Source organism: Aliidiomarina sp. B3213, assembly GCF_003290085.1.
Classification (GTDB): Bacteria; Pseudomonadota; Gammaproteobacteria; order Enterobacterales; family Alteromonadaceae; genus Aliidiomarina.
The window spans coordinates 127,005-152,239 of sequence record NZ_QMKJ01000004.1 but is presented as its reverse complement, the minus strand read 5'-3'; the positions used below and the strand labels follow the sequence as shown (position 1 = coordinate 152,239).

Below are 25,235 nucleotides of genomic sequence, written 5' to 3'. Positions count from 1 at the left end.
AGGTTCTATGCAGTCGGAAAAGCAGTGGCAGCATTTGCCCGTTAGAAATGGAAGGTTCGGTCGTTGGTTTGGACGACTGGGCCTTCGTTGTTTGGGCGGTTGGAAAATTACCGGCGAGTTACCCGACATTCCTAAAGCGGTAATTGCTGTTGCGCCACATACCTCGAATTGGGACTTCTTTGTAGGCATATTCGCCATGTTTGCATTGCGGTTGAAAATCTCGTTCTTGGGTAAGCACTCTATTTTTGTCTTTCCTGTAAAGCGCCTACTTATGGCAATGGGTGGCATTCCTGTGAACCGTGGTAGCGCTAAAGGCGTAGTTGGTGAAATGGTTGCAGCCTTTAATGAACGTGAACACTTACTTCTGGGTTTATCGCCAGAGGGCACGCGTAGTAAAGTCGAAGAATGGAAAAAAGGCTTCCTTTACATGGCTCGTGACGCGAAAGTTCCTGTGATTCCTGTTGCACTCTGCTTTCAAAGCAGAGAAATCCAGATTGGCGAACCTATTCACATTGAAGACATTGATGTTGGACTTGCTGCAGTCAAGGCTTTTACTGGCCAAGCACAAGGTAAGCGACCGGAGCTAGCATGATAGTACGCATTTTGATTGCTCTAATATTGTTGTTACCTAGTTATGTGACCGCATTTCAAGAAGAGGGTGAGCAGTCGCCGGATATATGGGAAGGCAGTGCTTGGGTTATTGCCCCTTTGCAAACAAGAGACGCAACCCTTTTTCATAGCGCATACTTTAGCTCAGCGCCTTATCTATACAATGTTCTGGGCTGGGGATGGCCTACCGCAAAGATTACTGTGGAAATGAACGCCAACATGGTGCAGCACCATGTTTCACAACATAACGCTGGTGCTAGCTATACATACTCAGTGCGCAAGTTAGGTTATGCGGACATTGTGGGTGCGATTTATATAAATCCAGTAAATCAAAGCCGTAGTGACGTACCTAATTATAATGCGCAAGATTATGAAGCTGAAATGTCGATGTGGTTTACTCAGCAGGTTGAACAAGACGAAGACATTGCCCAACTTGGCGTAGACATTATGAACTGGCTCGCAAATGAGTGGAGTTTTAACTCAGTACTTATTCCGGTGCACGAGAATTATGAGTTTTTGCAGGGAATAATGAGTAGCCAAGAGCTTGACCCTTTCACAGAAGATGCAGATGCGGGAATGTTGCTTTACCGCTATCCATAAAAAATATGATATTCTTCGCCCCATTCAAATTGGGTTTTGACCTACCGAAGGAAAAGTGATGAACATTATAGAAGCTGGTGTTGCCGCACCTGGGAAAAAAGTCGCGATCGTAGTGTCGCGCTTCAATAGTTTTGTTGTTGAGAAATTACTGGAAGGTGCAGTAGACACGCTTACGCGCATTGGCCAGATTAATACTGACGATATTACCGTTGTACGCGTTCCTGGTGCTTATGAACTGCCAGTAACCGCTAAAAAAGTTGCGGCAAGCGGCAAATACGACGCAGTTATCGCTATCGGCGCGGTGATTCGTGGCGGTACACCGCACTTCGACTTTGTTGCTGGACAAGCGAACTCTGGCTTAGCACAAGTAGCGTTAGATACGGGTGTTCCTGTTTCGTTTGGCGTCATCACTACCGACACCGATGAGCAGGCAATTGACCGTGCTGGTGTGAAGCATGGAAACAAAGGCTCTGAAGCTGCTCTTGGTGCGTTAGAAATGATTAACGTACTGGCGCAACTGTAAGGAGTATCGCGTGAAACCAGCAGCACGAAGAAAGGCAAGACGCCTAGCTATTCAAGCCGTTTACTCTTGGCAGCTTTCTGAAAACTCAGTGACTGATATTGAAGCTGAGTTTTTAACAGACAACGACGTAAGCAAAGTAGACGTGGAATATTTTCAAGACCTACTTAAAGGCGTAGCTAAGCAAGTTAGCTCGCTAGACGAAGCACTAACTCCGTTTACGGACAGACCGTTTTCAGAGCTTGACCAAATTGAGCGCGCTATACTCCGCGTAGCGGCATACGAGCTTAAGCAACGTCTCGATGTGCCATACAAAGTGGTAATGAACGAAGCAATTGAACTTGCCAAGGCATTTGGCGCTGACGATAGCCACCGGTTCGTCAATGGTGTACTAGACAAAGCCGTCGACACCCTGCGTTCTGCCCGCCAATAAATTTTATATGGACTCGTCCAAAAAAGAATTTGATCTGATCTCTCGGTATTTCCAGAGATCAGACAATCTTCGTTGGGATGTAAAAACCGGTATCGGTGACGACGCCGCAGTCGTGAGTCCGGGTGAAGCCTCTGATGTGTTGATTACCACAGATACCATGGTTGCCGGCGTACACTTCGACGAATCCCTTTCAGCGCGAGCCATCGGCCATAAATTAGTTGCAGTCAATTTAAGTGACCTCGCTTCTATGGGGGCAGAGCCAGCATGGCTTTCTCTGGCCCTCACTTTGCCGAGTGTCGATGAAGCTTGGTTAGAAGGCTTTTCCCAAGGCTTCATGGATATCGCACAGTATTACAACTGCGACTTAATTGGTGGTGACGTTACACGAGGTCCGCTTACCCTTACGGTGACAGCTCATGGACTTGTTCCTAGCGGTAAGTCTATCCATCGCAGTGACGCTCAGCCAGGTGACCGAATTTATGTGTCGGGTAATTTAGGTGACGCACGAGCTGCATTAGAAATTGCCCAAAGCAACTTAGAAAGCACTAAGGCGCACGCAGAGTACTTCACTGAAAAGCTGCATTTTCCAACCCCGCAGGTTGCATTAGGGCAAGCATTAAGAGGCGTTGCCACCAGTGCAATCGATCTTTCTGACGGATTAATTCCCGACTTAAGGCACATGTTGGCTGCTTCTGAGGTGGGTGCGCGTATTCACTTAGAAAATTTGTCTGCGTCTGAAGCGCTACAAGCAACGATTCCAGATTTGCAACAACGACTGGCTTTACAGTGTTTTGCCGGTGATGATTACCAACTCTGTTTCACCGTTCCAGAAAGCCGCAGAGGAAGCCTTGAAACCGTCTGTAAGCAATTAGGTGTGCAGGTAAGCTGTATTGGTGTTATTGACGGTGAAGACGGCCTGTATTGTTATTTAGACGAGGAAGAAATTGAACTGCCAGATAATGGCTTTGTTCACTTTGGAGCAAACTCATGAAACCACATCCGAAAACGTTAATTAAAAATCCAATTCACTTTATTTCTTTAGGCTTCGGCACTGGGTTAGCGCCCAAAGCACCGGGAACTTTTGGAACTTTAGTGGGTATTCCAGCGGTTTTATTGTTTGCACCGCTTGGAGTGCAAGCTTATTTAGGTATTGTCGTCATGTTTAGCTTGCTTGGTATCTATTTCTGCCAGCAAACGGGTACTGCATTAGGTCAGTCTGACCACGGTGCGATAGTTTGGGACGAAATTGTGGGCTACATGATTGCTATGATCGCGATTCCGGTAGCTTGGCAAACCTTATTGCTCGCATTCCTGTTGTTCCGGTTTTTCGATATTCGCAAGCCGTGGCCAATTAAGTGGTTTGATCAAAAGGTCAAAGGCGGCTTAGGCGTTATGTTAGACGACGTTCTAGCAGGGTTAGCGACGCTAGTGATTATGCATGCGCTATTAAAAGCCGATAAACTTCCTGGTGTTATTGCGTAGGTAATAACTCTTTAGGTAATAAAGGTTTGTAGCAAAAGCGGTTTAATTTAACCGCTTTTGAATAGCTGCCAATATGCCTTTCGCGTCGAGCGCTAGCTCTTCTCGTACTTCGCTTTGAGACCCATGCTTAATAAAGATGTCTGGCAGACCAAGCTGTAATACTTGAGTTGTATTTTGTGCTTGCTGTAAGCACTCGAGTACCGCAGAGCCTGCGCCTCCAGCAATAGCGTTCTCTTCCACGGTTACGAGCAGTTCGTGCGAGCTAGCCATTTTCTCAACCATTTGTTGGTCTAGAGGCTTCACAAAACGCATATCGACAACAGTCGCGTTAAGGCTTTCAGCGGCTTCAAGCGCTTCAGGGAGCAGTGTACCGAAGTTTAGAATGGCTACCTTCTCACCCTCGCGCTTAACCACACCTTTACCGATTTCAACAGCTTGCGCGGGCTCTAGTTCTAAGCCGAGACCATTACCGCGAGGGTAGCGAACAGCCGCAGGACCTTGGTGCTGGTAACCGGTTTCTAATAAGTGGCGACATTCATTTTCGTCACTTGGCGTCATGACAACCATATTTGGAATACAACGCATATAAGTTAAGTCGAACGCCCCTTGGTGAGTAGGACCGTCTGCGCCGACAATACCTGCTCTGTCTATTGCGAAGAGTACGTCGAGGTTTTGCAACGCCACGTCGTGAATCAGTTGGTCGTATGCCCGTTGCAAGAAAGTCGAATAAATCGCAACTACAGGCTTCTTGCCTGCAATTGCTAGCCCGGCCGCAAAGGTAACTGAGTGCTGCTCAGCAATGGCAACGTCGTAATACTGATTCGGGTAGGTTTGTGCAAATTGCACCATACCCGAACCTTCACGCATAGCCGGTGTAATGCCTGCTAATTTTTTGTCTTCAGCTGCTTTCTCACAAAGCCAGTCACCAAAAACTTGTGAATAGCTTGGTACGCTAGCCGGCTTGTTAGGTAAAGCTTCATGTTTCGGGTCGAATTTAGGTACGCCATGGTAGCCAATCGGGTCTTTCTCGGCAGGCGCATATCCTTTCCCTTTTTTGGTCATAATATGAAGAAGCTGAGGCCCTTTAAGGTTCTTCATATTCGCCAGTGTTTCCACTAGCCCTTGAACGTCGTGACCGTCGATAGGTCCAATATAATTGAAGCCAAATTCTTCAAAAATGGTACCTGGGGTAACCATGCCCTTAACGTGCTCTTCTGCACGACTGACTAATTGACGCATTCCCGGCATATCTTTAAGAAGTTGCTTGCCACCTTCTCGAAGCGTGGTGTATGGCTTGCTCGACAGAATTCGTGCGAAATTACGATTTAACGCGCCTACGTTTTCTGAAATCGACATTTCGTTGTCGTTCAAAATAACCAGCATGTCAGGTTCAATATCACCGGCGTGGTTTAATGCTTCAAAAGCCATACCTGCGGTCATTGCACCGTCGCCAATAATCGATACAACCTTCCGGCTTTGCCCTTCTTCATGAGCTGCAACGGCCATACCCAAGGCCGCACTTATGGAGGTGCTAGAGTGACCGACACTCAATGTGTCGTATTCACTTTCTTCACGCCAAGGAAATGGGTGTAGTCCGTCTTTTTGGCGGATAGTGTGAAGCTGATCACGGCGACCCGTTAAAATTTTATGTGGATACGCTTGATGGCCAACATCCCAAACAATTTGGTCGAAAGGTGTCTGATAAACGTAGTGCAAAGCCACGGTAAGCTCGACTGTTCCTAAACCACTAGCTAGGTGTCCACTACTTTGACTTACTGAATTGAGCAAGAACTGACGCAGTTCATGACTAACCTGATTGAGCTGAGCTTTAGGTAAGCTTCTCAAATCTTCTGGTGACTCGATGCGGTGTAAAAGAGGAAACAGTTCCGCTGTAGACTTCTGTGTCATGATGTTAGCGATCTCGATTTATCAGGTATTGCGTGAATTCTTGTAATAACTCGGTATTGTACGCAATTGTGGAAAGAGCTTGTAGCGCTTTTTCTACTAATGCGTCTCTGGTGGCTATGGCTTGCTCTAGCCCTAGCAGACTTGGATACGTTGACTTTTCAAGGTTTAGATCTGCCCCCTGCACTTTGCCTAACGCTTCGGTGTCGCCAGTAATGTCGAGAATGTCGTCATGCACTTGGTATGCATGACCAATGAACTCTGCCCACTGAGTAAGGGCTAAGAAGTCTTGCTGTGACACCTTGGGCGCACATAACGCGCCAAGTTGAACCGCCGCGACAATCAGCGCGCCAGTCTTATTTTTATGAATTTGCTCGAGGGCTTCTAGCGACAATTTTTCTTCAATGTTGGTAGCTTCAACATCGAGGGCTTGCCCACCACACATACCGCGGTAACCCGACGCTTGCGCTAGTGTTTGTACCATTTTTACTACTTGTTCCGCCGGTAACGTGCTCTTTGTGTTGTCGGCTAACAGTGCGAATGCTTCGGTTTGCAGTGCGTCGCCCGCTAGAATGGCAGTTGCCTCTCCAAATGCGATGTGACAGGTAGGCTTCCCTCTGCGCAGCGCATCGTCGTCCATTGCCGGTAAGTCATCATGAATCAACGAAAACGCGTGTATACACTCAATGGCTGCGGCTGCACGGTCTAAGTCGGAAGCGTCGGCACCTAACATTTCACCGACGCTGTAAATTAAGAAAGGTCGTACACGCTTACCACCATTTAAGACACTATATTCCATAGCTTCTTTGAGCTTTGAAGAGGTGGTAGGTAATGCCTGTATATGCGTCGACAAGAATGACTCGTTACGTTGCAAAACAGCGTGCAGCTTGTCCATCAGCATTCTTTATTCTTCTCCCGCAGGAAGGTTATTTAACGTTTGTTGTCCATTTTGTTCGACAAGCATTTGAACTTTTTGTTCGGCGGCTTTTAATTTGTCTTGGCTAATGCGAGACAAAGAAACTGCTTTCTCGAATTGTTTAAGAGCTTCTTCTAGTGGCAGCTCGCCTTGTTCTAAAGACTCTATAATAGTCTCAAGTTCTTGCACTGCGGATTCAAAAGTTGGGGCTTTATCTTGTTCTGCCATTGCAGTTGCTCCATGCTGTTATCTGTTGTCGAAAAATATAAATAAATTCGCTATCAGTTTGATCTAACGTAAAGAAAGCCTATTGTTAGCCGATATGATTCATTAGACAAACGAATTAGCGGTTGTGTCGACGTCTCTGATGATGAAAAATACCATATAAACGGACCGCTCGGCAGAGGTGAGGAGAAAATAGTGGATATCGCAACGCTCATCGGCATACTCGGTGCTATTGCTTTTATTGTTATGGCAATGGTGCTCAATGGCGATATTGGCCTTTATATCAACGTTCCGTCTATCTTAATCGTATTCGGTGGAACAGTCTTTGTTGCGCTTGCAAACTTCTCTTTAAGCCAGTTTCTTGGTGCCGGTAAAGTCGCAGCAAAAGCCTTCATGTTTAAAATTGAGCCTCCTCTTGAACTTATCGACAAAGCCGTGGAAATGGCTGACTCGGCGCGAAAAGGCGGCTTCCTTGCGTTAGAAGAAGCGGAAATCGACAACCCGTTTTTTCGTAAGGGCATAGACATGTTGGTGGATGGTCACGACGCGGACGTAGTGCGCCAAACGCTGCAAAAAGATATTGATTTAACGTATCAACGCCACGAGCAAGGTACGAATATTTTCCAGTCTATGGCCGACACTGCACCCGCTATGGGTATGATCGGTACGTTGATCGGTTTGGTGGCTATGTTGGCTAACATGGACGACCCAAAAGCTATCGGGCCTGCTATGGCGGTAGCGTTGTTAACCACACTCTACGGCGCATTCCTTGCTAACGTAATCTGTCTTCCATTGGTGGCTAAGCTGAAATTAAGAATGGAAGAAGAGAAGCTGAACCAAGAGCTCATGCTGGATGCGGTGTTAGGAATCCAAGACGGTCAGAATCCAAGAATTATCGAAGGCTTGTTGAAAAACTACTTGGCTCAATCAAAACGCAACAACGGCGAAGAAGAGGCCGCATAATTTATGGCAGCTGTCATCGAGAAAAAATGTCCGAAGTGTCCACCCAAGGGGCTTGCTCCATGGATGGCGACTTTTGCCGACTTGATGGCGCTGCTTATGTGTTTCTTTGTTCTGTTATTAGCGTTCTCAGAAATGGACGTGTTGCGATTTAAACAGATTGCAGGCTCAATGAAGTTTGCCTTCGGTGTGCAAAACAAAATTGAAGTAACCGACATTCCTCGCGGAACCAGTGTTATTGCGCAAGAATTCCGCCCAGGCCGCCCAGAGCCTACGCCGATTGAAACCATTCAACAGCAAACGCTAGACATGACTCAGCAAGCGCTTGAGTTCCAAGCTGGTGAGGACAGCGAGCAAGGCGGTGACTCTCGTGACCAAGGCGGTGAAACAACCTTTGAAGAGTCTAACTCTTCAATGGAACAACGCCAGAATATGAACGAAGACGCACAAGAACTCATGGAACTGATGATGCGCTTGCAAGAACAGCTAAGCGAACAAATTGACGAAGGCGCGTTAGAGTTAGAACAACTGGGTCAACAGATCATTATTCGGGTGAATGAACAAGGAACCTTCCCTCAAGGTTCGGCGTTCCTGCAGCCTCAGTTCCGTCCAATCATTCGCCAGATAGCCAGTGTCATTGGCAATATTCCTGGAGAAGTTAGAATTTCAGGTCATACCGACAACCGTGTAATTCGCTCTGAAATGCACAGTTCTAATTGGGACTTATCGAGTGCTCGTGCAGTGAGCGTAGCTGAAGAGATGAGCCAAGCAAATGAGTTCGACACCAGTCGAATGACCGTGCAAGGCTTTGCAGACACGCGCCCATTAGTACCCAACAATAGCGAAGACAACCGCCGCCGTAACCGTCGTGTGGAAATTGCCATTCTACAAGGCGAAGCGTTAGAAAGCGCACCAATTGATGCTGTAACCGACCAGTAATTACCGTCGCTTTCCGCCCATAGCGAAAACAAGTATAATACTGCGCTTTTACAGCACTACTGGTCGGTACCATGATATTTGTCCTTCGTTTTCACGCCGAAATTACCGTTAAAAGCAAGTCGTTAAGACAACGCTATAGCAAGGTTTTAACCGGCAGCATTCGTAACCTTATGAAAGCTATCTCGCCCGAGATCAAGGTTCGCAACTTGTGGGACAAGTTAGAGGTAGAAACGCCGGAAGTTCCTGAAGTGTGTGCGCAGGTACTGGATCGGCTGCAAAACACGCCCGGTATTTCTCACATCGAGCAAGTTGAAAACACTCCGTTCGAAAGCTTTGAGCAACTTCTAGAGTTTGTGCTCGACAAGCAAGGTGAACATCTTGCCAACCAGTCTTTCGCGGTTCGTGTGAAGCGTAAAGGAAAACATGAATTCAGTAGCCAAGACCTTGCCGCATATATTGGCGGTGGTATTAAGGCTCGTGTTGAAGGCACTCGCGTTCAACTTAAAAACCCAGAGCAAACCGTAAAAATTTGGCTTGAAGACGACCAAGCGAACGTTGAAATTGAACGCTTTAATGGTTTAGGTGGTTATCCTATTCCTACACAAGAAACGGTGGTGTCACTTATTTCCGGCGGGTTCGACAGCGCTGTAGCGACTTACGCTTTAATGCGCAGAGGCGCCAGAACTCATTTTTGTTTCTTTAACCTAGGTGGCGCGGAAGCGCACGAAGCGGCGGTCAAAGAAGTCAGCTACTTTATTTGGGAAAAGTTCTCAAAGTCGCATCCCGTTAAATTTGTGTCTATCGACTTCAGTGATGTTGTAGACCGTATTCTCACGCAAGACCAGCCCGGCCTTATGGGCGTACTTCTGAAGCGCGCGATGCTAAGAGCTGCGTCTATTGTAGCTTCACGTTTAAATGCCCAAGCTATTGTTACCGGTGAAGCGTTAGGCCAAGTTTCGAGCCAAACACTGACTAACTTGCAGGTTATAGACGAAGTAACGGATACGTTGGTGTTAAGACCTCTAATTGTGTCGGACAAGCAGGACATTGTAGACCTAGCAAACAGTATTGGTGTTGGTGAGATGGCCGCGGCTATTCCTGAATATTGTGGTGTTATCTCTAATAAGCCAACCGTAAAGGCACAGCGCGGAGCCATTAAGGTGGCGGAGGAAACACTAAACGACGAGCTCATAGAGTCCGCTGTACTTAACGGTAAGCTTATCGATGTAAGAAATATTCCAACCGTAACCCAAGAAGAAACACATATACGTCAAATAAACGATTTGGCAGAGCTTAACGGTAATGAGTTGGTACTAGATATTAGAGCGCCAGAGGAAGAGGAATTAAACCCGTTAGTTTTATCCGGTTCTAAGGTACAACATTTACCCTTTTTTAAACTCGCAAGAGCCGCTGAAGGTCTTGATAAGAACCAACCGGTAGTGCTTTACTGCAAGCAGGGTGTAATGAGTCGCCTACAAGCGATTACGTTACGCAATATGGGCTTTACACAGGTAGCTGTGCTTGCAGACGAGGCAGTATGCAAAAGCTAATTGAATTCTTAAGGCGCAAAGGGCGAGTACTTTTTGTTCTAAGTGTTGTTGTTGCTTCTATCGGCTTACTCAGCCAAGTCCCAAGTGACTTAACACCGCGTTCTATACCCATGTACGACAAAATAGCCCACGTTATTCTGTTCTTCGGCCTTGCCACCACATTGCACTTCGCGTTTTCGCCAAGAGTATGGCTCGCTTTCGTCATTCTTGGCATATACGGCGGCGCTGTAGAATGGGTGCAATACTATATTCCGGGGCGTGGTGCAGAGTGGGTAGACTTTCTAGCCGACATGGTTGGTGTTGCGCTGTTTTATGGCGTTCGTGCTGCTTGGTATGCGGTTTTAAGCCGCCAGCCTGAAACAAAAAGCCGCGGATAACCGCGGCTTGTATTGAGTATTACTTCTTAGGCTTACTCGGCTTTTTAGTGGCTGCCTTCTTCTTAGCCTCTTTCTTTTTCACTTTCTTAGCTTTGCTCTTTTTCTTGGCGATTTTGTCCGGTTCTGGGAATTTGAACTGTGGACGTAAATCTTTAATGAATCGGCGTTCGATTTTTTGGCCGAGGTATTTTTCAATGCGACCAAGATAAATTGCGTCATGAGCTTCTACTAAGCTAATTGCTGTTCCTTTCTTGCCAGCTCGACCTGTTCTGCCAATGCGATGAACGTAGGTGTCGCCTTTCACTGGAAGGTCGAAATTCACCACAAGCTCTACGTCTGGCACGTCTATGCCTCGTGCGGCAACGTCGGTGGCAACTAGAATGCGAGATCTTAAAGAATGAAACGCGGCAAGACGTTTTTGCCGTTCGTCTTGCGGTAATTCGCCCTCAAGAAACAGGCAATTAAAACCCTCTCGTTGTAACAGCGCATGCACTTCATGTACACGCTCACGTTTTTTCACAAATACCAGAACGCGGCCTGTGTATTCTTTCAATGTACGTGAAAGAAGAGCTACTTTGTGTTCTAAAGTGTCTGCAATATGCAGCCACTGAGTGATTTTTCCTCGTTCACGTTTCGGTGGCTCTGCGTCTATAACCGTTGCAGCATTCAATGCTGCTTTCGAAAAAGCTCGTAACGAATGGTCGTCATTGGTGGCGGAGAACAGGAAACGTTGCTTCAGGTGAGGAGCTTCACTTTGAATTTGTTCCACCGCACCACGGAAGCCCATGTCGAGTAGGCGATCGCCTTCGTCTAACACCATGAGCTCTAATTCGTGGGCGCTAAATTGTTCAGCTGCAAGGTAGTCAATTAAACGGCCTGGTGTAGCAATGACGATATCGAGATTCTTCTCCATTTCACCCAAATGACTACCGTAATTTACACCGCCAGTAATGGTTAGTGACTTCAGCCCCGTTGCTTTGCCTAGTTTCTCTGCCCATAAGCCAATTTGATTCGCCAGCTCACGGGTTGGCGCAAGAACCAATGCTCGAGCTGAACCGGGCTTGCTGCGCGGGAAGTCGACTAGGTATTGGAACACTGGCAGCAAATAAGCAAGGGTTTTGCCGGTTCCTGTAGGTGAAGTCGCAAAAATATCCTTTAATTCCAAGGCGTGCGGTATCACTAGCTGTTGAATACGGGTCGGTTTTTTGAGACCTTCTTCTAACAGCACTTGTATTAATTCTGAACTAAGTTCAAGATCTTGCCAATCTGGAGTCATCGGATTCGCTTTTTCCGGTTAAATAGATACACTGATCATAACCGATTTTTAAGCATGGGAGTACGCCCTTGCGAAGGGTTCGTAACGTGAGAATAAGAATGGCCACCAAAAAAGCCTTTTTGAGCATATTAGAAAACGAAATTTCACAAGACACATTGAAGTTACCCACGCTTCCAGACATTGCGATTCAAGTCGAGCAAGCTGCTAATGACCCGGATGTTTCCTTACAAGACTTAAATGCCATTATTGCCCGAGATCCAGCGCTAAGCGCTCGTATGGTAAAACTAGCTAACAGTGCATGGCTTGGTCGCGCAGTTCGTGTCGAGAGCTTGCAGCAGGCTTTAACGCGCATAGGGCTTTGGCAGGTCCGCAACATCGTCGTAGGTTTGGCCATGGAGCAATTGTTCGAAGCGAAAAACGATATTGTTCGGCGACGTATGCAGGAGTGTTGGCTCGAGTCTGTGAAGCTTACCGCGGCAGTGGTTGTGTTATTGAAAAATTACGATGGCAAAGTGCGGTTGCACCAACACACCGCAGCGTTGATGACGATGACCAGCCAAATTGGAGCACTTCCGGTGCTTACTATGGCAGAGAAACATGCCGACACCTTTGCTAACCCTACGTTTATAAACGACTGCATTGCCAGCGTGGCACCTTCGTTAAGTGGCATGATTTTAAAAGCATGGAAATTTGCCGACGAACAAATTCACGTGGGTGAGCATTGGCAGGGCGCGATTGTGAGCTTTAAGCCGTCTTACCTGAGTATTATTCAACTTGCAGGTGTTCTGACTGAAACGCACAGCTCACAGCGTAGTGAAGCGTTGTTAAGTTGCTTCGTACAAACCGGCTTGTTGCCTGCCCCCAACTGGTGGGAGCAGGAACATGTTCAGGCGGAGTATAAGAGTATTTTAGAAGCGTTGAGTTAAGTAGTTTGTGATTGCCCGAAGGCTTTTGTGATGTCGGCCACAAGCTGGTTGAATTAGCCCGCCCGTAATACGTGATTTTTTGAGATATTCACTCTCGACTGCCTAAAGACCATCGCAAACAATAGAATCAGTGTCCAATACCCAATGCTAGAACCTGAACTCGAACCTGAGTCGGGTTCGGGGTCTGGATCAGGCTCAGGAGTGGGGTCTGGCGTAGTTTCATTATTCTCGTCTACATCAAGCGCAATGGTTAACTCTCTATTTTCTGGTACAGCATCTTGAGGTGCTGCAAATAGCCGAAAGTTAAGATCGTATTCTCCAACTACGGAAGCGCTTAAATTGAGTTCAACGGTGTCGCCTAAAAGCGCTCTTAAATTGTCGATTTTACAGCGATAGAAGAGGTCAGTGGCTTCTTCCCAGCAGGAGTGGCTTGAGCTTTCAAGGTGAATTCTAGGCTCGCTACCTCCAGCGTACCGGTCGATTTCAATTAAAATATTGTTTACTGTACGTTCAGACAAATTATCGATATTTAAAGACACTTGGAAGTTCTTACCTTCGGAAACGCTTTGTGAGGCGACATTACTGTCGAGGTGCATGGGAACGGTGTTGTCTTCTTCGGTGAAAAGGTACACCGCACCAGTGCCGAACTCGCCGTAAACATAAGCGCCACCACTTGCGACAAATAGCTCTCCATCAGGGGTAATGTCCATAAATGTACCTAGATGCCCAGCCCGAAGGGGGGCAGGGGGGCTTAGCGTTTCTGGTGGAATTGGAGCGTAAAATCGCTGTACTTCTTCCCAGCTTGACGAAGCGGTTGAGCGCTCTAAGACTAAAACCTCACCCAATGAATTGATAATTTCGTTTTCATGGTAGTACTTGGCGGCCAGGTTGGTGGAAATATATAGGCGGTTTCCATCTAATTTGATGTGTCGAGCAAACGCGTATCTTGCTAGATTATCCGATATGTCCTCTTGCCCTAGTTCGTAGTTAAACTGGTTTTGCAGGCTCCAAATATCGTCAACCTCGTTGTATTGGTAGTGGGAAACGTAGTGGGCATCGTCTTCTTTCCTACCATCAAAGATAAGATCATTGTTTACTAACTCTAAGTTACGCATACTGAGTAAACCGTCAGTTGGATTTTCGAAGCCAACGCTTTCAATAGTTTGATGAAACTCCCACTCATCAGTTTCAACGTTATGCTTAAAGATTTGAATTTCTGGGTCAATATCGTTAGTAAGCGAATTATGCATCACTGACCCATATGCCACGAGCCATGGATAACTTATATTTATTTCCTGCCCAAAACCATTGTAGGCAGAGCTTTGTAGTTCAAAGTCCTCGGACCAAATTTCAGAATGTAACTCCCATTGCGAGTCGGCATTTTCTTTGAAAATAAAGAGCTTTCCGCCCTCTAAACCATTCTCTGTACCGAGTTGGTCTAGCCAAGTGGAGGTGATGAGCCAGCCGTTATCATAATTGATTTCCGTTGCGAAAGCGCTAATGCCTAATTTTGGCCGGTCAATCTCTCTAACAAGAGTTGCTTGTTGAGTTTCAGGGTCAAACTCGTATTCGAAAATGACGCCGGAAGCGAATGGACTTGCGATATCTCCAGGGCGCGCCTCAGTGTCAGCGACAAAGAAGCGATGACCGTCTACCGCAATGCGGTCACCATAGAGAGATGATTCCCCTCTGAGTACTTGTGTTTCACGCCAGAGTCCATTTGAGTTGAGGGCGAACACTCTTACGTATCCACCACCTTCATCCATAGATATAGATTGGAATAATACATACCCATCACCAGTAGTAATACGTTGTCCAAGTTTCTCATCGGTATCGAAATTCATTTCTGGCAGGAACAATTGTTTGGGTGTAAAGCCAGCGTAACTTTGAAAGGAAACGAGCGCTAGTAAAACTAGCGCTGTTTTGACGGTGTTGTAGATAGTTGATTTGATCATCATGGGCACATCACCCAGTTGTTGTTTTCGTCCATATAGGGGCATTCGAGTCCGAAGTTTGGGTCTCCACCGGAGCCTCCATCATCACCACCAGAGCCACCATCAGTACCGCCGGAATCACCATCATTGGGAATGTAGAGAAGTTTGTTGGGCGTACCGCTAGGAACCTGATATAGCTTGTTCAAGCTAGCATCATTAATCAACGAGGTTATAATATCACTCGGGTTAACGGTTGTTGAATATCTATTTTGGTCAATTAATAAGGCAAGAGCGCCGGAAACGAAAGGAGCTGCCATAGATGTTCCATCCTGGGTTCCATACGAAGAGTTTGAGCTGTATGTTGCTGAAGTAATGTTTGCTCCCGGAGCAAAGATATCTACAACCGCATCATAGTTTGAGAAATCGGCACGCTCATCATACATCGTTGTGGCTCCAACTGTGACCACTCTAGGAATTCTGGCAGGGGTCTTATTGATGGCATCTATATTTTCATTTCCAGCAGATGCGACTACGATAAAGTTATTGGTGTCTATTAATTGATTGACTGCAATTTCAAATGGGTCTTCGCCCCCTTCCGTTGCAGATAGTCCCAAACTCATGTTTACCACTGAAATTAACTCGGCATCGTCATGCCCACGTCGGTAAATTGCATTGAGTCCGGCAATTATCGATGCAGTACTAGCATTCCCATAACAATCAGTCACTCGAACGTCGTAGACTTCTGCTTGCTTGGCCACGCCAAAGCTTTGACCTGCAGCTATACCTGCAACGTGCGTACCGTGATTTTTATTCCAAACACTATCCACTCTACCATCTTCTGGAGGAATAATTGCCGAACACCAAAGTTTTACTTCGGGGGATTGATACAGATAGTTACTACTGCCAAAGTAGTCGAAATACTGTGTAATTCTGCCATTCATTTCTTGGTGATTGTAGTTTACGCCCGAGTCAACGACGTAAATTTTGACATCATTACCTTGATACTCGGTGGTATAACTACTGGACAAAGGCAGGTCGACCTGGTCAACCCTATCGAGTCCCCAGTCCGGATCATCTTGTGTGTAGCTGTTAAGGTACACAGGAGCTACCGGCACAACCGAATGTATATTCGGGTTTCGAGCTAAAGCCTCGGCGCGGGCAGCAGGCATAGAGGCAGAGAAACCTTGTAAGATATGGTCAAAAACTGAACCCACTTCGATATTCTGCTGATTGGCAAATTGAGTAGTTAATGCTCGGACTGCTTGTGTAGCCATTCTATGCCCTTCGTTAAAACGCACGATGTACCGGTCTTTAATGTGGTTTTCGTAAAAGGCTTCTTCGTAAGTTTCCGCGTGAGAGTAGGGGGGGGGTAAAGATTGCGCCTGTGACTGTGAGAGCTAATAAGTACTTCCATTGATTTTTCATTCTTATGTCCTTGCTTTGTTGTCCTCCATTATTGTTAACACTGTCTATAACTTTAATCAATGAACCAAGTGATAACTTTGTAAAGAGCGGTTTTTTTACGAACAAGGAGAGGTTGCTAAGGGTTCACTCCCTCATAAGGTGCATAGCAATTCGAGTGAGGCATATTTCTGGAGAGGAAAAAATAGCCGCGGCTAACCGCGGCTTGTGTTGAATATTATTTTAGCGCTTAGCTAGTCGTTAGCAGCTTGCCCAAATGCTTCGGCAAGGGCATCTACCAACTGGCTAAACTCACCTTGCATAAGCGCTAAGTCTGAATCGAGTAACGCCGCGGCATCCAACCCATCTGTGTCGCGTTGCTCCATTACTTGGTCTGTGAACTTTATGCGCTTAATGCCATAGTCGTCGGCTAGCGAGAACAATATATTTTCTTGATACGACATCGCCAATTCAGTCACACGTTTGTTTTGCTTTAAGTGTTCCTGTACTTCTGGCATGTCGAGATCGTGGCCTTTAATTTTAACCACCATAGAGTCTTCGCTGAGGTGTTTTAGTTCAGCGTCTTGACCCATTTCAAAGCCATCCGGTGCTTTCATTTTCTTCACCCAATCGGTCATAAATAATGACGCAGGTCCTTCAGAGGCAAAAGGTTGAACAGGTAAAGAGCCTAGAGAAGTTCTTAGGTGAGAGGTAAATTCTTCGGCCTTTTTTGCAGAAGAAGAGTCGACATAAACACGCTGATTCTTAATATCGATAATGCCCCACGTTAATGCGAACTTACTTAAGGCACGAGGCATCATTTCGTTCATAATGTCTTCTTTAAGCGCCTTTTGGTCTTTACGCGGCATCGCATAGGCATTTTCTTGTTCAAACTGGGTTTTGCGATGCTCTAATTCTTCTTTTACTGCGCTAGCTGGAACAACTTTCTCTTCCTTGCGTAAACACAAAAGTACCGCGTCCTTTTGTTCAACAGCCATCAGTTCACTTTGGGCAAATGGAGACACCCAACCTAAACTCATAGGTTCACTGCGGTTGCAGGGGGTAAATTGGTTCTGAACGAGCGCTTCTTGAAGATTACCAGGAACAGAAAACTCTTGGCTAAAGGTATAAACACGAAGGTTGCGAAACCACATTTGTAGACTCCATTATTCGCAAGCAAAAAGGTATGGTAACGACTTTAATATCCGTTGTCAGTCGCTTCTGCGTCTTTCTCTAGAGGAACTACAGGGAAAGAGAACTGGTAGCTCAGGCCTTTGCCTTGTTCGCTAAAGGCATTCACTTCACCGTTTAAGGTTTCGCGCACAAGTGTGTAAATAATGTGGGTACCCAAGCCGCTACCGCCTCGGTTGGCTTTAGTGGTAAAGAATGGGTCGAAAAGGTGTTCAAGCTGCTCTTCACTTAAGCCTAAACCATCGTCGTTGTATAAGAATTCTAGAACATCTTTATCGAGCTTAGCTTGAATCGTAATGTGGCCAGACTCTTTACCTTCAAAACCATGAATAACCGAGTTCATAATCATGTTGGTAAGAATTTGGGCAAGTGCGCCGGCAAGGCATTTCACTTTTATTGTTTCGTCGCATTCAATGTCTATGGAAACATTTTGTTTTTTCAATGTTGGGTGTAGCGACTTCACTACGTTGCGCATATAGGCAGCCAATGAAATGTCTCTCATTGCGTCTGAGCTTTGGTCCACGGCGACTTCTTTGAAGCTAGACATGAGCTCTCTTGCACGGTGTAGATTATTTTCAAGAAGTTGAACGCTTTCTCGTGCCTCGTCAATAAACCGCTTCATTTGCGACTGAGTGAGTGTTTGGTCGTCTAACGCTATAGCTAAGGCTTCTACCCGGTCTGCAAGGAATGAAGTTGCAGTTACACCAATGCCAATGGGGGTATTTACGTCGTGCGCGATACCCGCAACTAAACCACCAAGAGAAGCGAGTTTTTCACTTTCTACAAGTTTCGATTGTGCTGTTTTAATCGTGTCTAAGGAATCTTTCAGGCGCTCATTGGTGCGCTTCAGTGTTGCTTCAGTTAAGCGGCGCTGCTGAATTTCTCGTTCAAGCTCGTATTGGCGTTTTTCAAGATCTAAACGGCGCTCTTCAAGGTCTAGCATTAGCTTGCTCATACCCGAAGTTTTTCTTGCTACTTCTTGCTCTAACAGGTCATTTTGCTCGTCGAGCCTGCGGTTTGCGTGAACTAACTTGTCTTGAGTTCGTTGTAAGTCGGTTTGATATTCACTAATTTTGTCGAGCAACTCATTAAACGCACCTTCTAAAAGGCCGAACTCATTTTCTTTGGCGTTACTCAGGTTCAGCCTAGACTCGTCGGGTGAGTTTGGCTCGAACGCTTCAATTTGAGTAGTGAGCTCCTGCATGGGGCGTGTCAGCATTTTATTAAATGCGTAGGTAAACAAAAGAAGCAGGAACGTTGTTTTAATTATGGCGTTACCGAGTAAAAACAAAAGGCTAACTTTAAGGCGCTCAATGGCAACGTCGCGGTTAGAAAACAGGGTAATGTCACCTACCAAGGTAGACTGACCTGAAAACTCAAACGCGAGTGGACTGTAATGTCCGAAAATACCGTCGCGCTCAGAAATTTTCACAGGACTTTCTGGGTTATTGGGCAAAGCATTCAAGGGCAGCGTTTGCCCCATTTGCACAATAAGTTGTCCACGGTCGTCACGAATCACTAAGCCACCAATTGCAGGAATACTAATAAGGCCGTCGGCAAGCGCTTGGATTTGTTGGTTGTTAAACTCCCAAAGTGAACGTGTAAGGCTGGCAGAAAAGGTGTTGTGCTGGTTCTCTAACTCAATCGCTAAAGAACGTTTGGTATTGTTGTACTCACCAACAATATGCGCAGTAGTCACGATGAAGGTGATCACAAAATAGACTGATAAAACCCGAGTGAGAAGGGTTCGAGAAATGCTTTTATATTGCACTTACACGTTTCCTGTCATTTAGTCTGCGCATGAAAATTTGGAATTCCATGTCAAAACTACCGAATAGCATGCAGGTTCGCAAGAAAATACTGTCATTGCAGGCTATAATCTGAAGCGTTCAGTATACGAACATTTCAATTTCGTCATAATTAATTCATATTTTGGTAGAAAATCTGCAATAAAAGTGTCACTTGTAATAAAGCTGTAATGTTTGTGTCATACAATTGTCGTTTTCATCATCACGATAGGAAAGTTTTATGAAACAGGTAAAAACACTTGGACTTTTAGTGGCGGCTCTTGGGTTTACTTCTATAGCGCAAGCGAACGAAGTAGAAGTAGACTTTTACGGTCGTATTCAATTGTCGACAGCTTATTTGTACGACGGTGACGAAGGTGGCCTTAATGTAGCGAGTAATGCAAGTCGCATCGGTGTAACAGCTGATTACCGACTGAATGAAGACTTGAGTGTTTTTGCCGAAATCGAACGCTCGGTAGACGTAAGTGAAGGCGGCAGCTCTCTGGGCGCTCGTGACACTTTAATCGGATTTAAAGGCGACTTCGGTACCGTAACGTTCGGTTACTTTGGTTCTCCAACCAAGTCTATTCTTTCGGGTGTTGAAGAGTTTCGTGACCGAATTGGTGATGGCCGTAACATGCTTCGTCGTGGTGAAATGCATCTCGACCGCCGTTACAAAAATGCTGTGCAATACCAAACTCCGAATATGAATGGCTTTGTATGGAAGCTTCATTACGGAACTGAAGAACAAACTGGCGTAACGGTAACGAACGACAACGACATTATTGGTACGTCGTTGCAATACCGTACTGGTGGCTGGGCATTTACTGCAGGCTATCAGCACGACAACCGTAACGTAGGTAAAACAGTAAAAGGTACTCGTTTTAGTGTTGTTCGTATCGGTGATGGCTGGCGTGTTGCTGCACTTGGTCAGCGCGTAACTAACTTAGTTGAGGGTGACGCAACTGGATGGATCTTGTCTGGTCGCTATCGCTTAAACAACGAATACTGGCTTAAAGCGCAAGTGGGTGCGCGTAGTTATGACGACATCGACAATAACGAATCAAGCTCGTTCTCTATTGGTTTAGACCGCGTATTGTCGCCAAGCTTAACGGTATACACTGTGGCTACCATGACTAACAATGACGACCTAGGTCTAGCCTCAATCACTGAAGGTGGATTTGGTAAGTCTCTTCCTGTAATGGCAGGTAACGACCCATTCGGACTGTCTGCTGGCGTAGTATTCAGATTCTAAAATCGAGAATGTGACACTTTTTCGACGGAAGTCATAAAAGTGTCACACTTCTATCCCATACTGATAATATATCGAATAAATAATGGGATATGGTCATGCCAAGTAGAATTCTAATCGTTGAAGATGAAGCACCAATTCGCGAGATGCTTGCTTTCGTTATGGAGCAACACGGATATCAACCCGTGGAAGCTTCAGACTACAATGTTGCACTAGAGCGTTTAGTTGAACCTTACCCAGACATGATTCTGTTAGATTGGATGCTTCCTGGTGGTAGTGGTGTGCAGCTTGCGCGCAAAATTAAAGGAACTGAGCATTTAAAGCATATTCCAATCATTATGCTCACAGCGCGTGGTGAAGAAGAAGACAAGATAAAAGGGTTAGAAGTTGGTGCCGACGACTACATGACTAAACCTTTTTCTCCAAAAGAGTTGATTGCGCGTATGCGTGCAGTGTTCCGCCGAGTGAACCCAACTTCATTAGACGAGCCTCTGGTTGTTGAAGGGCTTAAGCTAGACCCAGTGTCACACCGAGTTTCAACCAACGACGACCCACTAGATATGGGGCCGACCGAATTTCGCTTATTACACTTCTTTATGACACACCCAGAGCGCGTGTATAGTCGTGAGCAGCTACTTGACCACGTTTGGGGTACGAATGTATACGTGGAAGACAGAACGGTAGATGTGCATATCCGTCGCTTAAGAAAAGCGTTAGAATCGCATGGACATGATCGACTTGTACAAACGGTTAGAGGTGTAGGTTATCGTTTCTCTGCGCGATAATTTAAGTTGTCTTCCTGAAAGGTAATCTATGGAACGCGATTATAATTTTGCTCGGCTACTCATTCGTATTGTTGTTATTTGCGCCGGCTTGGCTGCAATAGGCAGTATCTGGGGTATCAGTGCTGAGCTTATCGCGTTATTTCTATTTGGTTTGATTGTTTGGGGACTGTTTTATCAGCAGCGCCTAAGTAAATGGTTGTGGCAAAGCCGCACCATGCACCCTCCACAAGCTCCGGGTACTTGGAGCGACATTTACGACGGTATTTATCGTACATTGCGTCGCTCGCAGTTAAGACGTCGTAATTTAGCCATGATTTTGCAGCGCTTCCGTGAAGCCGCTGAGTCGATTCCCGATGCGGGCATGGTGTTAGAAGCAAGTGGTAATTTGGTGTGGGCGAATCGTTTAGCTCAGCTTTATTTTGGCTTGAAATGGCCAGCTGACAAAGGCATACGTATCACCAACTTTATACGCCACCCACGTTTTGTGAAGTACTTTAGAAAGGGCGACTTTAAAGAGTCAATTACGTTGTCGTCGCCAGTGGGTGACAGCCGCATGATCGAGTTAAGAATTATGCCCTATGCGGGCAAACAGTGGTTGGTGATAGCTCGAGACGTTACTCGAATTTCAAAGCTTGAACGCATGCGCAAAGACTTCGTTGCCAATGTGTCCCATGAATTAAAAACACCGCTTACCGTTATGCAAGGCTATTTAGAGCTTATGGAAGATCCAGAGCTTATGCCGCCCAAGCAAATGAAAAAAGCAATTCGCGACATAACGAGTCAAACCGGTCGCATGCAGATTATGGTCGAACAGTTACTTACGCTTTCGCGTATGGAAGCTCAGGGCTCAGACGTAAGCGACGTTATCCGTGTGAAACAATTAACAGAGCGGTTGCTTGCCGACCTGAAAATTATGGCAGAGTCGAAAGACCAAACATTACAAGTAGAAATAGACGACAGTATTATTGTTCAAGGGAGTGAAGAGAAGCTTAGCGCTGCAATTCAGAACCTTGTAGTAAACGCAATTAAGTACACCCCCACTGAAGGCATCATTAAAGTGTCGTGGAAAATGAATATGCAAGGTGCTGAATTTTCCGTGACCGACAACGGTCATGGTATTAGCGCCGAACATTTGCCTAGACTAACGGAGCGTTTTTATCGCGTTGAAGACGACCGAAACAGCGGTACTGGTGGTACGGGTTTAGGTTTGTCTATCGTGAAGCATTCGTTAGAACATCATCGTTCATACCTGCAAGTTCAAAGTGTTTTAGGCAAAGGAAGCACCTTCAGCTTCGTTATTCCCCATAGCCTACTTCTAAGTGCGGCGAGCTAAATTTTAGCTGTCACAAAAACGCCGCATTTGTCACAAAACCTTCTCACTTGTCATTGAATTGTCATTTTGCATTCACTTAGCTGTCACATCGATTTGGATAATGGTTCCCGCAAACTAATAATCTTCCAATAACGGGGACCTACAAATATGTTAGCTCGTAACTTATTCAAGCTTAGTGCTGTCGCAATGGCGTTGGCGCTTTCTGCATGTGGTGGCGACATCGTCATTAATGCAGGTGGTGAACAGAATCCAGGCGGTGACGGCGGCTCTGGTGGCGGCGGTGGCGGCACACCAGTTGAAGGCGATTGCCCTTCATGGGCAACTGAAGGCGACGCGATCAGTGGCCAGAACCTACCTGTTTGTGAAATTACAGGTACGTTAACGCAAGACCGGACATTAACGAACGACATTTTGTGGGCGCTAGACGGCCGTGTAGCAGTAGGTAACGACGAAGCTGACTCTACTGTGCTTTCAATTGAAGCAGGCACCACGTTATTTGGTAAAAGCGGTGCAGACTTCTTAGTGGTTCGTCGTGGCTCGCAAATCATGGCAGAGGGCACACAAAACTCGCCAATCGTAATGACTTCATTGCAAAACCTACTTGGTACAGCAACTGGTACTGACTCAGGCCAGTGGGGTGGTTTAGTGTTGCTAGGTCGCGCACCAAGTAACCGTTGTGAAGATTTGTCAGCTTGTTCAATTGAAGCTGAAGGTGACGCTGGTCCTTACGGCGGTAACCTAGAAGACGACAACAGTGGTGTTTTACGCTACGTGCAGGTTCGTTACGCGGGTTATGAAGTATTGCCAGACAACGAATTAAACGGTATTACCTTCGCAGGTGTAGGTTCAGGTACTACTGTTGAACATATTCAGGTTTACAACAACCTAGACGACGGTATCGAGTTTTTCGGCGGTACAGTAAGTGCTAAATATGTTGTCCTTATGGGTAACCAAGACGACTCTCTAGACTGGGACGCAGGCTGGAATGGTCGTTTACAACACGTACTGATCAAGCACAACCCATACAATGCAAAAGCTAACCGTGGTATCGAGGCAGACAATAGTTCTGCAGACTTCAATGCTACGCCACGCAGCCGCCCAGTAATTTCTAACCTAACCATTCTAACGAATGAGTGGGACGGTGATGACGATGCTGAAGGTATCTTGTTACGCCGTGGTACTAGCGCTGAACTTCACAACGTTATTATTGCAGGCGAGCCAGGAACGGGTGAGTGCTTCGAGTTAAACGACGACGCAACTGTTGCAAATGCGAATTCGAACGACATGCAATTCACACACTCGATCATCAGCTGTTCAGAACCTTTCAAAGCAACTGTAGACGCGAACGACAACGTTACTTTTGACGCTGAAGCTTGGTTCCTAGGTCAAGAGGGTAACTCTACTGTTGACCCACTTCTAGGTGACTACATGCCTTCTGCGGTTTCTCCTGCGCTAGGTGCTGGTGTAAACGTAGCGAACCAAGTAGATAACTGGTTCGACGAAGTTGACTACATCGGTGCGTTCGACGGCACAACTGACTGGACTGAAGGTTGGACTTACGGTTTACATAACACTGTAGACGCAATGAGCTGCCCATCAGGTACTACTCAAATTCAAAGTATTACTGGTCGCTTGAACTGTGAACTGAATGGTACTTACACGCAAGACGTTCACCTACAAGTAGGTGCAGACTATGTACTTGACGGTCTAGTGCGTATCGGTAACGACAATGCTGACAACTCAACACTCTACATTGACCCAGGTGTAACTATCTTCGGTCAAGGTGGTGCTGACTTCTTGGTTATCGCACGTGGTTCTAAAATTAGCGCTGAAGGTCGCCCGAACGCGCCAATCGTAATGACATCATTGCAAGACGTTATTGGTGCAAACACTTCTTCTGGCCAATGGGGCGGACTAGTGTTGCTAGGTAACGGCGTAAGCAACAAGTGTGACCAAGCAGCTCCGGAAAACTGTGCAATTGAAGCTGAAGGCGACGCTGGCCCATATGGCGGCGGTATTGAAGACGACAACTCAGGTAAAATGAAGTTTGTACGTGTTCAACACGCAGGCTACGAAGTATTACCAGACAACGAACTTAACGGTATTACTTTCGCAGGTATCGGTTCAGGAACTCGCTTGTCATTCTTACAAGTTCACCAAAACCTAGACGACGGTATCGAGTTCTTCGGTGGCTCTGCAAACGTGCGTTACATGGTAACGACAGCAATTGGTGATGACTCACTAGACTGGGCTGACGGCTGGAACGGTAAAGTACAGTTCATGCTTGTTAAGCACGACGGTGAAGCGAACCGCGGTATCGAAGCTGATAACCAGTCAGGTAACTTCACTGCTACTCCTATCTCGAATCCAACGGTTGCGAACATGACCATTATCGGTAACGACTACACGTCTGCTGATAAGGACTCTGAAGGTGTGCTTCTTAGAGCGGGTACAACTGCGAAGCTATATAACTTTGTTATCACTGGTCCTGCAGGAATGGGTGAATGTTTAGAGTTTAACTCTGACGAGTCAATGGCACTTGCTGCAGACTTCACGACAGAGATGACGCACTCACTAGTTGCATGTGACGAACCTTTCAAAGGTGACGTAAGTGCTACGCAAACAACAGAACAGTGGTTCTTAGCTCAAGAAGGTAACCAAACTGCAGCAACTATGGCTGAAGCAGTAAACGGTATCTTCACAATCTTCGATACAACAGCTCGCGACGTGTCTCAGGATGATGACTTCTTCGTAAACGTTCCATTCATCGGTGCGGTTACAGAAGACTACAACTGGACGCAAGGTTGGACTGTTGGTCTTGAATCTAACTAATA

At 46.2% G+C, this 25,235-nt stretch carries 23 protein-coding genes; 15 read left to right on the top strand and 8 right to left on the bottom strand.

Features of this window, described 5'->3' with window-relative positions:
- Positions 1-7 precede the first annotated feature (7 nt).
- The 6 genes from DQX04_RS11765 to DQX04_RS11740 are packed head-to-tail and all read left to right on the top strand — an operon-like array spanning position 8 to position 3,644.
- Positions 8-592, top strand: a complete 585-nt coding sequence (locus DQX04_RS11765; protein ID WP_111916132.1) for a 1-acyl-sn-glycerol-3-phosphate acyltransferase — start codon at positions 8-10, stop codon at positions 590-592.
- On the top strand, positions 589-1,209 hold the full coding sequence (locus DQX04_RS11760; RefSeq protein ID WP_111916131.1) for a hypothetical protein: 621 nt from the start codon (positions 589-591) through the stop codon (positions 1,207-1,209). Before DQX04_RS11765 ends, DQX04_RS11760 begins: the two co-directional genes overlap by 4 nt.
- A gap of 58 nt (positions 1,210-1,267) precedes the next feature.
- Positions 1,268-1,732 carry a 6,7-dimethyl-8-ribityllumazine synthase gene (gene ribE, locus DQX04_RS11755; protein ID WP_111916130.1) on the top strand — a complete coding sequence of 155 codons (465 nt, stop codon included), beginning with the start codon at positions 1,268-1,270 and terminating at the stop codon, positions 1,730-1,732.
- Between the two features lie 10 nt (positions 1,733-1,742).
- On the top strand, positions 1,743-2,162 hold the full coding sequence (nusB, locus tag DQX04_RS11750; RefSeq protein WP_111916129.1) for a transcription antitermination factor NusB: 420 nt from the start codon (positions 1,743-1,745) through the stop codon (positions 2,160-2,162).
- A gap of 7 nt (positions 2,163-2,169) precedes the next feature.
- Positions 2,170-3,153, top strand: coding sequence for a thiamine-phosphate kinase (gene thiL, locus DQX04_RS11745; RefSeq protein WP_111916128.1), 984 nt, complete (start codon positions 2,170-2,172; stop codon positions 3,151-3,153).
- On the top strand, positions 3,150-3,644 hold the full coding sequence (locus DQX04_RS11740) for a phosphatidylglycerophosphatase A (RefSeq protein WP_111916127.1): 495 nt from the start codon (positions 3,150-3,152) through the stop codon (positions 3,642-3,644). The genes thiL and DQX04_RS11740 overlap by 4 nt, the downstream gene beginning before the upstream one ends.
- Positions 3,645-3,686: 42 nt before the next feature.
- Here DQX04_RS11740 and dxs read toward each other — a convergent pair whose 3' ends face one another.
- From dxs to DQX04_RS11725, 3 genes are read right to left on the bottom strand one after another with little or no spacing between them, the layout of a single operon-like run.
- Positions 3,687-5,552: a 1-deoxy-D-xylulose-5-phosphate synthase gene (gene dxs, locus DQX04_RS11735; protein ID WP_111916126.1), complete on the bottom strand. Its 1,866-nt coding sequence runs from the start codon at positions 5,550-5,552 to the stop codon at positions 3,687-3,689.
- Between the two features lie 4 nt (positions 5,553-5,556).
- Complete coding sequence (ispA, locus tag DQX04_RS11730) at positions 5,557-6,450, bottom strand: (2E,6E)-farnesyl diphosphate synthase (protein ID WP_111916125.1); 894 nt, start codon at positions 6,448-6,450, stop codon at positions 5,557-5,559.
- A 3-nt stretch (positions 6,451-6,453) separates the two neighbouring features.
- Positions 6,454-6,693: an exodeoxyribonuclease VII small subunit gene (locus DQX04_RS11725; protein ID WP_111916124.1), complete on the bottom strand. Its 240-nt coding sequence runs from the start codon at positions 6,691-6,693 to the stop codon at positions 6,454-6,456.
- A 192-nt stretch (positions 6,694-6,885) separates the two neighbouring features.
- On the opposite strand from DQX04_RS11725, the gene pomA reads away from it, so the two are divergent.
- The 4 genes from pomA to DQX04_RS11705 all read left to right on the top strand — a co-directional run bounded on the left by pomA (position 6,886) and on the right by DQX04_RS11705 (position 10,516).
- Positions 6,886-7,653: a flagellar motor protein PomA gene (gene pomA / locus DQX04_RS11720; protein ID WP_111916123.1), complete on the top strand. Its 768-nt coding sequence runs from the start codon at positions 6,886-6,888 to the stop codon at positions 7,651-7,653.
- A gap of 3 nt (positions 7,654-7,656) precedes the next feature.
- The gene (locus DQX04_RS11715) at positions 7,657-8,589 is read left to right on the top strand and encodes a flagellar motor protein MotB (RefSeq protein WP_111916122.1); all 933 of its coding nucleotides are present in this window, start codon (positions 7,657-7,659) and stop codon (positions 8,587-8,589) included.
- A gap of 71 nt (positions 8,590-8,660) precedes the next feature.
- Positions 8,661-10,139 carry a tRNA uracil 4-sulfurtransferase ThiI gene (gene thiI, locus DQX04_RS11710; RefSeq protein ID WP_111916121.1) on the top strand — a complete coding sequence of 493 codons (1,479 nt, stop codon included), beginning with the start codon at positions 8,661-8,663 and terminating at the stop codon, positions 10,137-10,139.
- Positions 10,127-10,516, top strand: a complete 390-nt coding sequence (locus DQX04_RS11705) for a VanZ family protein (RefSeq protein ID WP_111916120.1) — start codon at positions 10,127-10,129, stop codon at positions 10,514-10,516. Before thiI ends, DQX04_RS11705 begins: the two co-directional genes overlap by 13 nt.
- 19 nt (positions 10,517-10,535) lie before the next feature.
- Here DQX04_RS11705 and srmB read toward each other — a convergent pair whose 3' ends face one another.
- Entirely contained in the window at positions 10,536-11,792 is a 1,257-nt protein-coding gene (gene srmB, locus DQX04_RS11700; protein WP_111916119.1) for an ATP-dependent RNA helicase SrmB, read from the bottom strand.
- 98 nt (positions 11,793-11,890) lie between these two features.
- On the opposite strand from srmB, the gene DQX04_RS11695 reads away from it, so the two are divergent.
- Complete coding sequence (locus DQX04_RS11695) at positions 11,891-12,718, top strand: HDOD domain-containing protein (protein WP_111916118.1); 828 nt, start codon at positions 11,891-11,893, stop codon at positions 12,716-12,718.
- 53 nt (positions 12,719-12,771) lie between these two features.
- Here the strand turns inward: DQX04_RS11695 and DQX04_RS11690 are convergent, their stop codons facing one another.
- The 4 genes from DQX04_RS11690 to DQX04_RS11675 form a co-directional block, all read right to left on the bottom strand.
- Positions 12,772-14,676 (bottom strand): hypothetical protein, encoded by a 1,905-nt coding sequence (locus tag DQX04_RS11690; protein ID WP_111916117.1) that lies wholly within the window; start codon positions 14,674-14,676, stop codon positions 12,772-12,774.
- Positions 14,673-15,950: a S8 family peptidase gene (locus DQX04_RS11685; RefSeq protein ID WP_256371953.1), complete on the bottom strand. Its 1,278-nt coding sequence runs from the start codon at positions 15,948-15,950 to the stop codon at positions 14,673-14,675. The genes DQX04_RS11690 and DQX04_RS11685 overlap by 4 nt, the downstream gene beginning before the upstream one ends.
- 357 nt (positions 15,951-16,307) lie before the next feature.
- Positions 16,308-17,207 (bottom strand): recombination-associated protein RdgC, encoded by a 900-nt coding sequence (locus tag DQX04_RS11680; RefSeq protein ID WP_111916115.1) that lies wholly within the window; start codon positions 17,205-17,207, stop codon positions 16,308-16,310.
- Between the two features lie 44 nt (positions 17,208-17,251).
- The gene (locus DQX04_RS11675) at positions 17,252-18,958 is read right to left on the bottom strand and encodes a sensor histidine kinase (protein ID WP_243618976.1); all 1,707 of its coding nucleotides are present in this window, start codon (positions 18,956-18,958) and stop codon (positions 17,252-17,254) included.
- A gap of 314 nt (positions 18,959-19,272) precedes the next feature.
- Between DQX04_RS11675 and DQX04_RS11670 the strand changes: the two genes are divergently transcribed.
- The 4 genes from DQX04_RS11670 (at position 19,273) to DQX04_RS11655 (ending at position 25,233) form a co-directional block, all read left to right on the top strand.
- Positions 19,273-20,286 (top strand): porin, encoded by a 1,014-nt coding sequence (locus DQX04_RS11670; RefSeq protein WP_111916113.1) that lies wholly within the window; start codon positions 19,273-19,275, stop codon positions 20,284-20,286.
- 95 nt (positions 20,287-20,381) lie between these two features.
- Positions 20,382-21,068 (top strand): phosphate regulon transcriptional regulator PhoB, encoded by a 687-nt coding sequence (phoB, locus tag DQX04_RS11665; RefSeq protein WP_111916112.1) that lies wholly within the window; start codon positions 20,382-20,384, stop codon positions 21,066-21,068.
- A gap of 28 nt (positions 21,069-21,096) precedes the next feature.
- On the top strand, positions 21,097-22,401 hold the full coding sequence (gene phoR, locus DQX04_RS11660; protein WP_111916111.1) for a phosphate regulon sensor histidine kinase PhoR: 1,305 nt from the start codon (positions 21,097-21,099) through the stop codon (positions 22,399-22,401).
- Positions 22,402-22,548: 147 nt separating this feature from the next.
- Complete coding sequence (locus tag DQX04_RS11655) at positions 22,549-25,233, top strand: hypothetical protein (RefSeq protein WP_111916110.1); 2,685 nt, start codon at positions 22,549-22,551, stop codon at positions 25,231-25,233.
- Positions 25,234-25,235 lie beyond the last annotated feature (2 nt).